The sequence below is a fragment of the Trueperella sp. LYQ141 genome (assembly GCF_046599555.1).
Lineage (GTDB): Bacteria > Actinomycetota > Actinomycetes > Actinomycetales > Actinomycetaceae > Trueperella.
Genome location: NZ_JBKIWQ010000001.1, coordinates 466,267 through 479,972 on the forward strand (window position 1 = coordinate 466,267; position 13,706 = coordinate 479,972).

The 13,706-nt window shown below is 55.2% G+C and carries 12 protein-coding genes; 6 read left to right on the forward strand and 6 right to left on the reverse strand.

From position 1 onward, the window contains the following. The first annotated feature begins 6 nt into the window (after positions 1–6). Positions 7–891: a glycosyltransferase family 2 protein gene (locus tag ACLHIJ_RS01860; protein WP_411298347.1), complete on the forward strand. Its 885-nt coding sequence runs from the start codon at positions 7–9 to the stop codon at positions 889–891. A gap of 710 nt (positions 892–1,601) precedes the next feature. Here ACLHIJ_RS01860 and ACLHIJ_RS01865 read toward each other — a convergent pair. The 4 genes from ACLHIJ_RS01865 to ACLHIJ_RS01880 are packed head-to-tail and all read right to left on the reverse strand — an operon-like array spanning position 1,602 to position 4,748. Further along, a complete protein-coding gene (locus tag ACLHIJ_RS01865) occupies positions 1,602–2,501 on the reverse strand; it encodes a glycosyltransferase family 2 protein (protein WP_411298348.1) in 900 nt (299 codons plus the stop codon). A gap of 1 nt (position 2,502) precedes the next feature. After that, positions 2,503–3,495, reverse strand: a complete 993-nt coding sequence (rfbB, locus tag ACLHIJ_RS01870; protein WP_411295839.1) for a dTDP-glucose 4,6-dehydratase — start codon at positions 3,493–3,495, stop codon at positions 2,503–2,505. Continuing rightward, on the reverse strand, positions 3,492–4,040 hold the full coding sequence (locus ACLHIJ_RS01875; protein ID WP_411295838.1) for a DUF2304 domain-containing protein: 549 nt from the start codon (positions 4,038–4,040) through the stop codon (positions 3,492–3,494). Before ACLHIJ_RS01875 ends, rfbB begins: the two co-directional genes overlap by 4 nt. Then, positions 4,041–4,748 (reverse strand): glycosyltransferase family 2 protein, encoded by a 708-nt coding sequence (locus ACLHIJ_RS01880; protein ID WP_411295837.1) that lies wholly within the window; start codon positions 4,746–4,748, stop codon positions 4,041–4,043. Positions 4,749–4,799: 51 nt separating this feature from the next. On the opposite strand from ACLHIJ_RS01880, the gene ACLHIJ_RS01885 reads away from it, so the two are divergent. From ACLHIJ_RS01885 to ACLHIJ_RS01895, 3 genes are read left to right on the forward strand one after another with little or no spacing between them, the layout of a single operon-like run. Then, positions 4,800–5,402 carry a DapH/DapD/GlmU-related protein gene (locus tag ACLHIJ_RS01885; protein WP_411295836.1) on the forward strand — a complete coding sequence of 201 codons (603 nt, stop codon included), beginning with the start codon at positions 4,800–4,802 and terminating at the stop codon, positions 5,400–5,402. Further along, positions 5,402–6,502, forward strand: coding sequence for a DegT/DnrJ/EryC1/StrS family aminotransferase (locus ACLHIJ_RS01890; protein ID WP_411295835.1), 1,101 nt, complete (start codon positions 5,402–5,404; stop codon positions 6,500–6,502). Before ACLHIJ_RS01885 ends, ACLHIJ_RS01890 begins: the two co-directional genes overlap by 1 nt. Positions 6,503–6,504: 2 nt before the next feature. Next, entirely contained in the window at positions 6,505–7,491 is a 987-nt protein-coding gene (locus ACLHIJ_RS01895) for a Gfo/Idh/MocA family protein (RefSeq protein ID WP_411295834.1), read from the forward strand. Between the two features lie 82 nt (positions 7,492–7,573). On the opposite strand, the gene ACLHIJ_RS01900 is transcribed toward ACLHIJ_RS01895, so the two are convergent. Next, complete coding sequence (locus ACLHIJ_RS01900; RefSeq protein ID WP_411295833.1) at positions 7,574–8,800, reverse strand: glycosyltransferase family 4 protein; 1,227 nt, start codon at positions 8,798–8,800, stop codon at positions 7,574–7,576. 252 nt (positions 8,801–9,052) lie between these two features. Here ACLHIJ_RS01900 and ACLHIJ_RS01905 point away from each other — a divergent pair, with 252 nt between their 5' ends. Together ACLHIJ_RS01905 and ACLHIJ_RS01910 are read left to right on the forward strand one after the other, a co-directional pair. Beyond that, a complete protein-coding gene (locus tag ACLHIJ_RS01905; RefSeq protein WP_411295832.1) occupies positions 9,053–10,864 on the forward strand; it encodes an ABC transporter ATP-binding protein in 1,812 nt (603 codons plus the stop codon). Between the two features lie 92 nt (positions 10,865–10,956). Further along, positions 10,957–12,042 carry a glycosyltransferase family 2 protein gene (locus tag ACLHIJ_RS01910; protein ID WP_411295831.1) on the forward strand — a complete coding sequence of 362 codons (1,086 nt, stop codon included), beginning with the start codon at positions 10,957–10,959 and terminating at the stop codon, positions 12,040–12,042. A 430-nt stretch (positions 12,043–12,472) separates the two neighbouring features. Here ACLHIJ_RS01910 and ACLHIJ_RS01915 read toward each other — a convergent pair whose 3' ends face one another. Beyond that, a complete protein-coding gene (locus ACLHIJ_RS01915) occupies positions 12,473–13,489 on the reverse strand; it encodes a glycosyltransferase (RefSeq protein ID WP_411298349.1) in 1,017 nt (338 codons plus the stop codon). Positions 13,490–13,706: the final 217 nt, after the last annotated feature.

A 13,706-nucleotide genomic window follows, 5' to 3' on the forward strand; every position in this document is an offset into this window, starting at 1 on the left:
TGCGCTGTGCAGATTCGGCTCGTGACGGTGGCCTTTAATCCAGGGCCAGAACTGGTGACCATGTGTGAGTCAGTGCCAGCGGCATGTGGATCGGCGCAGTTATCGGTAGAAATCATTATTGTCAACAATGGTGATAGCAACGAATACTGTGATGAGTTGGAACGTCGTGGCTGCCAGGTCATTAATGCTGGGGAGAATTTAGGTTTTGGTCGTGCTGTCAACCTCGGTGCGCGTGGCTGTCAGGCAGAGTGGATCCTCGTCGTCAATCCTGATGTGGTATTCGCTGAGGATGCGATTGCAGCGATGCTTGCGGCTAGCCAGTTTTACCCGCGCGCGGGGGTGTTGGGGCCCAAAATTTTGACGCCTGAAGGTGAGATTTACCCGTCGATCCGGCATTTTCCGCGTTTGATTTCGGGTACGGGGCATGCGGTGCTAGGGCGAGTTTGGCCAGGAAATCCCTGGTCGAAAAGCTATCGTTCGCATGGTGCAGTGGATGCGACTCATGCGGTGGATTGGCTATCGGGTGCGTGCCTGCTCATTCGCCGCCTGGCTTTTGAGCAGATCGGCGGATTTGATACGGATTTCTTTATGTTCTTCGAGGACACCATGTTGGGCGAGGATATGCGCCGCCACGGGTGGGAATCGATTTATGTACACGACGCGACGATCACTCACGATCAGAGCGTCTCGTGGCGAGATCACCCGGAGCCGATGATTCGCGCCCACCATGACTCGGCATACACCTATCTATCGAAAGTGTATGCCCGCCGTGCGCATGCTCCGTTGCGTGCAGCCTTGCGTACGGGTTTGAATGCTCGCCGATCGCTGCATATTCGCGCTGCTCGTCGGCATCAATCGCAGGAAGATCCTGGTAACAACCGCTCACGGTAAGCGGGCAGAACCCCACGTATTGATGCGAAAGCAACCGCGTTAAGAGTAAAGCGATCGTGGAGCTCGGCGGTAGGCGGGTATGTGGAGGATACGGTTCAGCTTATGCCGTGGGGCGTACTTTTCGCTTAACAAAAATATTTGCCAGGTGTTCCGTCGCTCTCCGGGTCATAGTGGCGCGGCTATGCGCAGCACGGCAATAGTTATGCGGTGTGTTTTGGAGCGGCAGCGTCATTGGTTAAGTGGCATGCGCCGGTGTGAAACGCCAGCGAAGCGTGGATTGGCGAGAGCTGCGAGCCGAGCGCGGGGAGCTGGCGTGGAATATTGGGCAGAAGAAGCGCTGACGGCGGGCGTTATTCGGGCGAGTAAAATATGTGGAGGATACGAGTGGCTGCGAGGGTGCGAATCGAGGGCATTGGCTCGCCAGGACGATAGCGGTAGAGAAAACTGGTTGATGACACGTGCAGCGATACGGCATCCGAAGAAAATATGGGCTGCTCGTAGGGCTGGTAGCGGATAGCGGTGAGGGATAGTCGCGGGTTCGCGCCAATTACTGCAGGTAATCTCTGAGCTGCCGTTGTGCTGATTAGGGTTTTCCGTAGCCGAGAAAGTGCCAAGGCGAGAGCACGGTCGGAGAGACCATGAGCAAAGATGATGCGACCGGTAGATCTGTATATGCCCTCCCGATAGCAACTACCTCTGATCGGGAGAGGCTATTTCTGATTTGGGTAACGCCCGCCACGCCCAAGCAGACCATCGCGCAACCCACGTATCAGGCAACGAGTGCGCTCCCGACGCTGATCTGCCAAAAGAGCATTAAATGCGCTGTACTTTGCCATAAAAATGACGTATCCCATGCGCCACGGCCAGGATAAGAAATCGGAGCGGATAAGAAAAATGGTGTTGCGCATGAGATAGTAGCAGCGCACCGGGGAATGAATATGGACGGGCTGGTTTCGCCCTGGCAACATCACGGTTTCCTCGCCGAGGCTATGTTGCAGATGGGCATTAGTATCGACGATTGTATGGTAGCCGCGCCGCTGCGCTCGCAGGCACCACTCCAGATCGACATGGTCGATAAAATACGACTCATTCATCGGGCCAATATCGAGAGCAGCTCGAATATCAATCAAACAGCCAGAGGCTAATAGGAAGGCAGCATCGATTGAGCTAGCCGCGAGTTCCTCGGCACGAGCGCGGCGAGGGCCAAGACGACGAGAAACGTAGACGAGCTCATCGCCGCCAGGTTTATCTTCGCGAATATACGGCCCGCAGGCGGCTGCGTGCGGATGGCTGCGTAAGTGCTGACGTAAGCGCGTAACCATATCGGCCGCCGGCAGGGAATCCTGGTCGAATAAAATGACATATCGGTAACCGGCATCGCGCGCCCACAAAATCCCGAGATTTTGAGCATGCGCGATGCCGGTATTTTCCGGTAAAGCAATGAGGTGTGCGTCGAGCTCGACGCACACTGCCTCCAGTTGCTCGCGATTGCGAGAACCGTTGTCAATGACGACGAGCCCGCCAACTTGTGCGCGCAAGGCGCGCAGGAGCGCTGCGGTGTGCTCAGTGGGCTGGTAGGTGACCACGAGCCCCGCAACGTCATGCGTCATATCAGTGGCCTGCCTCGCGGTACTTTGCTTCGACAGCTTCTTTCTGCGGGCGCCACCAGGATTCATTCTCGCGGTACCAGGCGATCGTATCGCGCAGACCATCGCGGAAATCAGTGAAGCGCGGCTGCCAGCCCAGCTCGCTAACGAGCAAGGAGTTATCGATGGCATAACGCTGATCGTGACCAGGGCGGTCGGCAACATGCTCGAAATCGTCGGGCGAGTACCCAAATTCTTCCAAGATCATCTGGGTAACCTGCAGGTTCGTCAGTTCGCCATTAGCTCCAATGAGGTAGGTCTGGCCGATACGCCCGCGCTCGACAATATCCCAAACAGCGGTGTTGTGATCGAGCACGTGAATCCAATCGCGAACCTGTTCGCCCGTGCCGTACACGCGCGGTTTGATTCCGTCAATCAAATTAGTGATCGTGCGCGGGATGAACTTCTCGATGTGCTGGTAGGGCCCATAGTTATTGGAGCAGTTCGAGATCGTTGCCTGCACGCCGAAAGAGCGAACCCAGGCGTGAACGAGATGATCTGAACCAGCTTTTGAGGCCGAATATGGCGAGGAGGGGATATACGGATCGCCCACTTGGAATTTACGATCCTCGCCGAGTTCCAGATCGCCGTAAACCTCGTCGGTCGAAATATGGTGCAACCGCCCGCCATACTTACGCACAGCCTCCAAAATCCGGTATGTACCGATAAGGTTGGATTGTATGAAGGGCCACGGGTCACGCAGGGAGTTATCGTTGTGCGACTCAGCAGCGAAGTGGACGATAACGTCAGCCTCAGCTACCAGTGGATCAATAACATCCGGCTCGGAAATATCGCCTTCAACGAGCGTGACGCGATCCAAACCAGCAATGGAATCCGGATTTCCGGCGTATCCAATTTTATCCACGACGACAACCTCGGCCTCTGGACGGGTGGATACCGTGGTATGGACGAAGTTTGCGCCAATAAAGCCAGCGCCGCCGGTTACAAGAACTTTCATGAGCGTTCCTTTTCTGTTTCAGGGTTCTGCAGATGGTGTCCTGGAATCTCAGGGTAGTCGGTTGGGACTGGATCGGCATCCATATCAACCTGGTTCGTCGAATTATCGTGTTCGACAGTCACGACGTCTACTGCTAGCGTCCCCTGCGGAGCAGCTCCATGTAAGACGGCATGCGCAGGGTCAGGATCGACGTGGAATTGCCCCTCGCGCGTCAGCGTGTGCGGATGCGTGCGGGCAATAGCAAGTTCGCGGGAGAGATCAACGATCCGGTTTTCTAAGATATTGACCCGTCGGAATGACACGACGGAATATGACAAAAACGCGATGACCAGCAAATACAGGAGTAGATCCGTCCCGCGCCCAACCCCTAAGAATTGGGCAACGCTGGTCATAATTTGCGGATAAATAATAGAAATGACGGCCAGCAATACGAATACCAACAGTAACAGCCGCCGTAGTGCAACATTTCTCGTCGTTTGTGTGCCGCGGATAAGAGGAATACAAACGATAAGAACAACAGTGATCAAGATGATCTTTATAAGCATTTATCGACTTTCATTTGGCGCGAACAGCATGTCGGTTATGATGTTGACTCCGTTGAGAAGGCTTTGACCTTTAGCGCGAGAATAATCCGTGTAATCGATAGTAACGGCTTCTTCTGCCCAGGGCACATCAATTCGGGCAAGCTGGTGAATGATCTGCGAAGCGTGAGCCATGCGATGCATTGTGAGATGAAGCTGGGCGGCCACATCGCGGCGTAAGACCCGCAGCCCGTTGTGGGCGTCACTAAGATTCATGCCGGTGCGCCAGCGCGTCACCCGCGCGGCGGTAGTTAAGACGCTTTTCTTGATAAAACCTGCTTGGTGGGTGTCGGTCAGAAAACGTGAACCAAGGACGAAACCAAGCTGTTCGCGATCTGCACGTTCCACCATGCGTTGCGCATCGGAGGTGCGGTGTTGCCCGTCAGCATCAAAAGTGACGAGGTAGCGGGCATCGGTGTACGTCAACAGCCAGGTGATTCCCGTCTGCAGAGCGGCCCCTTGCCCCAGATTGATGGGGTGGTCAATCACAATAGCTCCAGCTTGTCGGGCGCGTTGGGCACTGGCGTCGCGTGAACCGTCATTGACGCACACGATATTAGGGAAAATATGCCGAGCTGCACGGACCACATCGCCGATTACTTGAGCCTCGTTGTAGAGCGGAATAACGAGCCAACTCACCTGTGAAAGGTCCCGAAAAGTCCCGCTATTCATGCACTATATTATGTCATAAGGTTTGTCCGATCATGGCATGGAAGGAAACCTATGGGGCAAGGGCCACGAATCGTTGATTCTGCGGATGTCTCCGAGCAAGCTGTTATCGGTGATGGCTCAGCTATCTGGCATTTAGCTCAGGTGCGGGAGCACGCGCAGCTTGGCCGTAACTGTATCGTCGGTCGCGGTGCGTATATTGGCGAAGGCGTCCATATTGGCGATAACTGCAAGATTCAGAATTACGCCTTAGTTTATGAGCCAGCCCAACTAGCCGATGGGGTGTTCATCGGTCCGGCTGTGGTGTTGACGAACGATCACTACCCGCGAGCGATTAATCCTGACGGGTCAATTAAATCCGCAAGCGACTGGGAACAAGTTGGCGTGACGATTGAAAGCGGAGCAGCTATTGGTGCTCGGTCGGTGTGCGTCGCTCCCGTGCGTATCGGGCAGTGGGCGCTGGTTGCCGCCGGATCAGTTGTGACGCGGGACGTCCTTCCACATGAACTTGTCGCGGGAGTGCCGGCTAAACATCTCGGATGGGTCGGTCATGCCGGAGTGAAACTAGAGGAACAATCTGACGGCACACTGCGTTGCCCGCATACTGGAGATATATACGAGCGCTCCGGTCAAACAATTCGAAAGGTAACAGAATAATGGATCTCCAGATGATTCCGGCTGCAAAGCCCATTATTGGCGAGGAAGAACGGCAAGCAGTCGATGCTGTATTAGCCTCTGGAATGTTGGCGCAAGGCGAGCAAGTGGCTGCCTTTGAGGAGGAATTCGCTACGCAGCTCACTCCCGGAGCGGACGTTATTGCCGTCAATTCTGGAACGTCGGCGCTCCATATCGGCTTACTTGCTGCCGGTATTGGGGCAGGTGACGAAGTAATCGTCCCCTCTTTTACCTTTGCAGCGACGGGAAATTCGGTGGCACTCACCGGCGCACGTCCCGTCTTTGCCGACATTGAATTGGATCACTATTGTCTGGATCCGCGCTCTATTCGCGAATCGATTACGGAGCGAACGAAAGCCATTATGCCGGTGCATTTATATGGGCATCCGGCAAATATGACGGAGATTCGGCAGATCGCCGACGAGTATGGGCTGATGATTTTTGAAGACGCGGCCCAAGCTCATGGAGCTAGCCTGCATGGGGAAATGGTGGGTACCTTTGGAACGTTTGCCGCTTTCTCGCTGTATCCGACGAAGAATATGACCTCCGGTGAAGGTGGCATGATCTCCACCGCTGATACCGATGTTGCCCGTCGTTGTCGTCTGCTGCGCAATCAAGGTATGGAAACGCAATACCAAAATGAGCTTGTGGGGCTGAATAACCGAATGACGAATATCCACGCCGCAATTGGGCGTGTTCAGCTCGGTAAACTTTCCGGATGGACGCATCAGCGCCAGCGCAATGCCGAGTTCTTGACGCAGAACCTTGACGGGGTTATCACTCCGGCGGTTGCTGAGGGAGCGGTACACGTCTATCACCAGTACACCATTCGGGTGGAGGACGATCGCGATGGTTTCGCGGCAGCCTTGCGTGAGGAGTATAAGGTCGGCTGTGGCGTCTACTATCCCATTCCGAACCATCGCCTGCCATCGCTTGCCCCGTATGCGCCTGGGTTGGAGCTGCCGCACACTGAAACGGCCGCCCAGCATGTTATTTCTTTGCCGGTTCATCCTTCGCTCAGCCAAGACGATCTTGAGCGTATCGTCAGGGCAGTTAACGCGCTGGCAAAGGCTGGTGCGTAGTTATGACCTTGCGCTATGGTCTGATCGGTCTTGGCTCGATGGGGCGTCATCACGCTCGAAATATTCGGGCGATGGAGGGCGCACAATTAGTCGCGGTCGCAGATCCCTACGGTGATAAGTTCAACGTTGCGGGGGATTTAGAGGTTTTACCAGACGTCGAATCCATGATCGCAGTGGGGATTGACGCGGCAATGGTGGCTGTGCCCACGGGGCAGCACGCCGAGGTTGCCTTAAAGCTGGCAGCGGCAGGCGTTCATACGATGGTGGAAAAGCCTTTAGCTTCAACCATTGAAGAGGGTAAAGCTCTTGTTGATGCCTTTGAATCCGCTGGGTTAATTGGGGCAGTGGGGTATGTGGAGCGTTGTAATCCAGCCCTGTTGGAGATGCGCCGACGGATTGCCGAGGGGCAATTAGGTAAGGTGTATCAGATCACGACGCGCCGCCAGTCACCATTTCCGGCACGGATTGCCGACGTAGGAGTCGTCAAAGATCTCGCCACTCACGATGTGGATTTGACCGCCTGGGTGGCAGGATCGAAATATCAGACGATTTCCGCACAGACCGCATGCCGAGCTGAGCGAGAGTACGAGGATCTGGTGTGTGCCTCGGGTCGGTTAGAAAATGGTGTTTTAGTCAACCACCTCGTCAACTGGCTAACCCCATACAAAGAACGGCAGACGGTTGTTCTCGGGGAAAAGGGCGCATTGGTTGCCGAAACGGTGATGGGCGATCTGACGTTCTACGAGAATGCTGCCGCGCCGCTCGGATGGGATCAACTCAAGACGTTCCGTGGAGTTTCCGAAGGGGAAGTTGTTCGATACGCGCTGAATAAGCGCGAGCCGCTTGCCGTTGAACATGAGCATTTCCGCGATGCGATTTTAGGTAAAGCCTCCGAACACGTCACCATGCGCGAAGCCTTGGAAACAATGCAGGTTATTCAGGCCATATTAGATTCGGCGCGAGAAAACGGAAAGGCAATCGCGCTATAGAACCTCAATAGCTGGATACGAAAACTCGATAAACGAAAACGGGCGAGCGACGAGCAGATCGTATGCGCGAAATATGCTGTGTTCAGCGCTCACTCTTAGCCGAGATTCGAGTAATCAGATCATGGGCTGCCCGACGAGCCACCTGAGTTAAGGACAGGTTCTGGGCAGCCCATTGTGATACTGCGCGACGCCTAGAGGCATTGATAGGTAGGGCTGCCAGTTCGTGCATTGCCTGAGCGATTGCGTCGGCGTCGTATTCCACCCCGTATCCGATGGGGTGGTTAGCGACACGTGTTTCCACAAATTCTCGCCCCACTCCAATGCCGGCATATAGCAGCGGCGCGCCGCACACTGCGCCCGAGTAGAGCTTGGTGGCAAAAGCGAAATCGTATCCAGCCCCGGGGCGTACTGAAGCCAGCGCGGCGGTAGCGCCTTGCAAGATCGGGGCACATTCACGGGCCGGACGGGTTGGCTCGATGGTGACCTGTGAGCTGATACCGAGTTCCTCAGCGCGCTGGCGGATCGTGTCAATATGGGCGCCGCCACCAATAAATCGCAGTCGTGCCGGTAACTGATCCTGCGTCGGTACTCCGCGTAGGAATCGGGCGAACGCCGTGACGAAGATTTCTGCGCCATGCCATTCGGAGGCCGTTCCGGCATAGACGAACTCGATAGGAGCTGGGGTGCTGGCAGTCGTAGCAGATGATTCCAGGGCTTCCCAGGGGCGTAATCCGGCGCAGAATTGCCTGACGTTGACGCCATTTCCAATCATCGACACACGCTCGGTGATGCCTAATTCTGCGAGCCGTTGTGCAACCCCAGGGGAGACGGCGAAAACGAGGGCGGCACCCCGCCAGGCGAAGCGTTCAATACTGCGTACTACCTGGCAGACGATTCGAGGTGCACCAGTTTGTGCGGCAGCATCGGACCAAATATCTGCAGCATAGTAGGCGTATGGGGTGCGCTGCAGCAGGCAACCAAGGCGGGCAAAAAATCCGGTTGTTGGTGGCGGTTCCACGATAACCGCGTCAAATCGTCGCGATGTGATAAGGCGGAAAAACATTGGAATGTCAAAAGAAAGATATGGCAGGTATCCGCGAACATAATGCTGGGCGTCCCGTAAAACGGGGGCTCGCCGCACCCGATATCCGACGTTTGAATCAGTTGTTTCCATGCCGCGAGGTGGGCGAACCGTAATGACCTCAACGTCATGACCGGATTCGTGGAGATATTCAGCTAAGGCTTCTAGCCGAAAAGAGGCAGCAGAGGTTTCCGGCGCGAAAATACGGCTGACAATGGCAATACGCATGGCAGTCCTCTCAACGGCGAGTGCTCGTAGCGGCAGGAAATCTCATCTTTCCCAAGGATAGCGAGTCTAACTGCGGCTCGCTACAGCGGCATGGCGCTCGCACATAAGATGGAATGTGATGATTCTGCTCAGCCAAGAGCAAATCCCTCTCATGTGGGTGATATACGATGTGTATGATCTCGCAGCGAGGCTGCGATAATAACGTGAGGGCGACCTTTTCTGTAATGAACAGACGGCGGAAAGCGACGACAGATGAAAGACGGTTATCTTAACCTTAAACGTGCCTTACCCTATCTGCCGGCTGGGGCCTCACGCTACATGGTGGTCTACATGATTATCGCCTCAGTGCTCAACGTGATGGATATTGCAGCGCTGATGGCTTTAGCCTTTTCAGTTACCTACATTATGAATCGGGAGCCAATCGTCGTCCCGATGCTGAAATGGGAGTTCGGGCCGGATGCATACGTCTGGGTCATCGTGGTGATTTCCGCCGTCATTTTGGTAAAAGCTCTGTTGTGTTTGGTGCAGCAATGGTTTGCCACCCGCAAATTTGCCAGTTTTGAAATGCGTTTAGGTGAGCAGCTTTTTGACGCGTATCTTGGCGCGCCGTGGGTCGAACGTTTGGGTCGATCTACCTCAGAGTTGGTACGAATGGCTGACGTGGGAGTTGCGGCGATTAATGCGGGATTATTACTTCCTTTCATGAGCTTGCCGGCGATGCTGGTGTCGGCTGCGGCAGTGATCGTCATTTTGCTGGTTGCCCAGCCAGTGACGGCCCTGGTGACCCTGCTGTATTTAGGGGTCATTGCCATGCTTATCTACTTTTTGTTGTCTCCGCGCACACTCGAAGCAGGAAAAGTAAACAAACGCTACTCCTTTAAGGCTGCCGGTTTAATGACGGATATGGTGGGGGCCTTAAAAGAGGTCACTTTGCGGGATAAGTTCGCGGAAGTGGCTGGCGTTGTGCAGGAGTCACGATTCCGTGCCACGCGCGCGCGAGCCAATATTCAGTTCCTCGGCTCGGTGCCGCGTTTCATTATGGATTTCGCTCTGATTGGCGGGTTACTCGTCATCGGCGGCGCACAGATGCTGGTGACGGGTGATATTGATAGCGCTATTAATGCAGTGGTGCTGTTTGCAGTGGCTGCGATTCGGTTAATTCCGTCCTTGGTGTTTTTCCAAACGACGGTGAACCTGATGAACTCCAATGCCTCGCAGGTGGCGGCAATCTTGGGTGATATTGCCGATGCGCAGCGGTATATGGCGCGGGCAAAGGTGGCTGGTAAGCAGCCTTTGGCGCACGAGCCGCGAGAGTTGGTTCTCGATGGCGTCTCTTTTACCTATCCGAATCGCACTGATCCCGCTATTGAGAATATCTCTATGCGTATCCAGATGGGCAGCTCGGTGGCTTTCGTCGGGGAATCTGGATCGGGTAAATCCACCCTCGTGGATGTGATACTCGGCTTGCTAGAACCACAGCAGGGCACAATCCGGATTGATGGGCAAGATATTGACGATGTAATGGCTGACTGGCGCTCGCGCATTGGGTATGTGCCGCAAGATGTTGCACTATTTGACGGCACAATCGCCCAGAATGTGGCTTTAACCTGGAAGGGTGAGATTGATCGGGAAAAAGTTATTGCGTGCCTGAAGAAAGCCCAAATGTGGCAGACGACTCTGGCGCGCCCCGGCGGTTTAGATGCCCCTATTGGGGAGCGCGGTATCGGGTTATCGGGTGGGCAGCGTCAACGCCTCGGCATTGCTCGGGCGCTGTACTCTGATCCAGATATTCTGATTTTGGATGAAGCGACCTCGGCACTCGATACAGAGACGGAAGCAGAAGTAGCAAAAGCTATCTCGCATTTGCGAGGAGAGATGACGATGATCTCTATTGCGCACCGATTGTCCACAGTAAAGGATTGCGATGTGCTGTTCTTTATGGATCGAGGGGCAATCGTCACCAGTGGAAGTTTCCATGACGTTGTGCGGGCGGCACCGGCCTTTGCTCGCCAGGCTGCGCTCGCTGGCCTATTAGGTGAAGGCGATCCAGGCCTTAATGAGTAATCGCTGTAGCGAATGATATAAGCAGGGATAGATAACAGTGTATGTGCCACCCGTCATGGGCAATACGCCAGCAAGAAGGAATAAGGAGCGCGATGGGCATTACGACGGAAATCGTTATTCCGGTTCATGACGCAACTCGCCCGATTCGGCGGGCTGTGAATTCCGTGTTGGCGGCTTCGGGGGCGCGCGCGATCGTTGTGGCGCACAATATTGATCCGACCTTGCTGGATATTCCAGATGGGGAACGGGTGCGGGTTGTGCCGCTATCTGGGGATGTTGAACGCCCAGGAGCGGCTTTCGATGCGGGTATTGCTGCTGGTGATGCGCCCTGGGTGGGCATTATGGGATCGGATGACTGGTATGCCGACGGGGCGCTATCAGCTATGCTTCGCCGCGCACGCTCGGATCGGGCGGATGGGATTATTGCCCCGCTACGGTATCAGTTTGCGAAAAGTAACCAGATCAAGCCTGTGACGGTGCGGCGTCGGAATCTGGAAGCGGTGCGCGATCGCCTGTTTTATCGCACTGCGCCGTTGGGGATTTATCGTCGGGATATTCTGGCAGATCCGCAGTTACGTTTTGGGAATCGCTATCCTACCGGCGAGGATATTCGAGTTAGCACGCAGTTGTGGACGGCGGGGTTATCCCTGTCCTATTACTGGAATGACCCCGCGTATGTGGTAGGGCGAGACGCGCAACGGCGGGTAACCTTCACCCCGCGTCCGGTAGCTGTTCTCGGTCAGCCGTGTCGGGATCTTTTTGATGAGCCTGCTGTTCAGGTATTGGGGGCAGAGCAGATCCATGCGCTTGCAGTAAAAATTGCCCGAGTGCATATCGTCGGCATAGCGGTTCAGCGCGATAGCGAAGCGATGTGGGCGCCTGACGATATATGTTGGCTGGCGGATTTTACTCGCCAGTTGCGCGAGATTGATCCTGACGTATGGCGCCCTTTGAACCGTCGGGATACTGCGGTTCTTGCGGCAGTGGAATCAGGGGAAATCTCCCAGATTATGGCGGCAATTCGCGCATGGAATCAGGGGGCTTCGCGTAAAGATCGCATATTAGCCAGATCGTTGTGGGATTCGCTGCGCCAACATGATACGAGTGTGCGTTGGTATGCGGCAGTTGCCGGAGTGCGTATGCGCTCTGTGGGCTATGGGCGCGCCAGGACTGAATAAGAGTGCGGAAATATCCGGTGGGGTGCTGGAGTTAACGGATAAGGCTAATCCTTAACAACAGCAGGAGCACTCATGGGAGGCGGTTAGTTGCTAGCCGAATACGCCGATAACTGGTGAGATACCTTTGCCTCTATCCAGGACTAGCAGCCAAGCGTATATAGGGGAAATCATGGGTGGCGCGGCGAATGTTATCTATTGGTCAGATGCGCTAGGGCTAGGAATTGAGCACGAGTAATCGGCAAATGATACACGCCTATACGTGGCAGGGCGTGAGAAGCCAAACAGATCGGTGCGTGTGGATAGCACCGGCAGCGGCGCGTGGATTACGCAGCATTGCGCGTAGTAGACGCTATACGCCGGTTGCACAGCACGGATATGTAGTGGATGAATCGGCGGCGCCAGCCTTAGTTAATGCCGAATAGCTAATCAGTTAATGGCGAATACGGCCAGCCTGCTGTGCTGCAGCACGGTAGGCCGACTGCAGGATGGGAACATAGGGATCGGCCACGTGGTAGCGCAACGCCCAGGTATCGGCGCGCATGGCGAGGCTCGCAGCAAGCGGATCGTCCAAGGCAATCCGCACTTGATCGATCATCTCGTCGATAGTTCCGCCGTATATCGGTGGTATCTGCCCATCATTTGGGCGGGGGATTCGGTGCCCTAAGGCACCAATAGGAATTCCCATTGCCATCGCTTCAAACTCAGAAACACCGAGCATGGGGCAGGCTTGACCAATAGCGACGGTGGCGCGAGCAATCCAAGAAATAAATTGGGCGTGGCTCAGTTTGGGTAGCAGATGCACGCCAGCGCGGCGGGCTTGTGCAGCGGCGACCCCCCAATCAAGACCCTCCAGGCGAACCTGTGGAAACGCAGAACGCAAGGCAGCAGCAAGCTCAATATTTGCCGATGCCCCTTTAATATCTTCCCATCGGGAGACGAATACGATGGTTGGCTGTTGGGTGGCAGAATACTGCCAGGGGGCGAGAGAATCTGGCTCAATAAATGCAGGCATGAACTCTGCATCGCTACGAGCGGTTTCGGCATTTTCGCGCGTATCAATAGAGGTGTAATAGACCTTGACGGCCTGATCTATTGCGCGCTGTAAAGTAGATTTTCCGTTTTTCTGTTCGCGTTTCCAATGCACCCGAATATCCGTCCCGTGCAAATGCAGAAAATAGGGGCGTTTAGGGGTGAACAGGTTTTGCGCTTGGGCGAGGGCAGTGCCGAAGTGGACGTGGAGGACGTCGCAGCGCTGCACAGCGAGGGAGTTGCGAGGTAGCAGGGCCATCTGGTGGGCTGCCGCAAAATAAGGATGATGTGGGTGAGGTGGGCGTACCGCGTCGGCACTCAGATAATCCCAATGTAAGGATTGACGTGCGGCAGCCCGCACAAGGGCAGCGCCGACGCCAGCGCAGTCATGAAAATGTAATACCCGTGGTTCGCCCATTATTGGCCTTCTCACTGTATATGTGGATGACGCTGCCTCAGCCGCAAAGAGGTGGATGAGGCGGAATATGATCGTATCGCGATCATAGAGTTGTGGATTGTTGCCACGACTGTACCACAGCCGTGACCGGATCCCAGCGCGCCGTTCGGCTTGTGGATAACAGGGCGTATTGCGGTGCGCTAAACCGATAGAGTTCGTTGAGATAGATGTAGTGTTA

Bases quoted from the DNA above. Each gene is read 5' to 3' on its own strand.
- ACLHIJ_RS01865 (WP_411298348.1), bottom strand. From the start codon at position 2,501: ATGACGCATGACGTTGCGGGGCTCGTGGTCACCTACCAGCCCACTGAG.
- rfbB (WP_411295839.1), bottom strand. From the start codon at position 3,495: ATGAAAGTTCTTGTAACCGGCGGCGCTGGCTTTATTGGCGCAAACTTC.
- ACLHIJ_RS01875 (WP_411295838.1), bottom strand. From the start codon at position 4,040: ATGCTTATAAAGATCATCTTGATCACTGTTGTTCTTATCGTTTGTATT.
- ACLHIJ_RS01880 (WP_411295837.1), bottom strand. From the start codon at position 4,748: ATGAATAGCGGGACTTTTCGGGACCTTTCACAGGTGAGTTGGCTCGTT.
- ACLHIJ_RS01885 (WP_411295836.1), top strand. From the start codon at position 4,800: ATGGGGCAAGGGCCACGAATCGTTGATTCTGCGGATGTCTCCGAGCAA.
- ACLHIJ_RS01890 (WP_411295835.1), top strand. From the start codon at position 5,402: ATGGATCTCCAGATGATTCCGGCTGCAAAGCCCATTATTGGCGAGGAA.
- ACLHIJ_RS01895 (WP_411295834.1), top strand. From the start codon at position 6,505: ATGACCTTGCGCTATGGTCTGATCGGTCTTGGCTCGATGGGGCGTCAT.
- ACLHIJ_RS01900 (WP_411295833.1), bottom strand. From the start codon at position 8,800: ATGCGTATTGCCATTGTCAGCCGTATTTTCGCGCCGGAAACCTCTGCT.
- ACLHIJ_RS01905 (WP_411295832.1), top strand. From the start codon at position 9,053: ATGAAAGACGGTTATCTTAACCTTAAACGTGCCTTACCCTATCTGCCG.
- ACLHIJ_RS01910 (WP_411295831.1), top strand. From the start codon at position 10,957: ATGGGCATTACGACGGAAATCGTTATTCCGGTTCATGACGCAACTCGC.
- ACLHIJ_RS01915 (WP_411298349.1), bottom strand. From the start codon at position 13,489: ATGGGCGAACCACGGGTATTACATTTTCATGACTGCGCTGGCGTCGGC.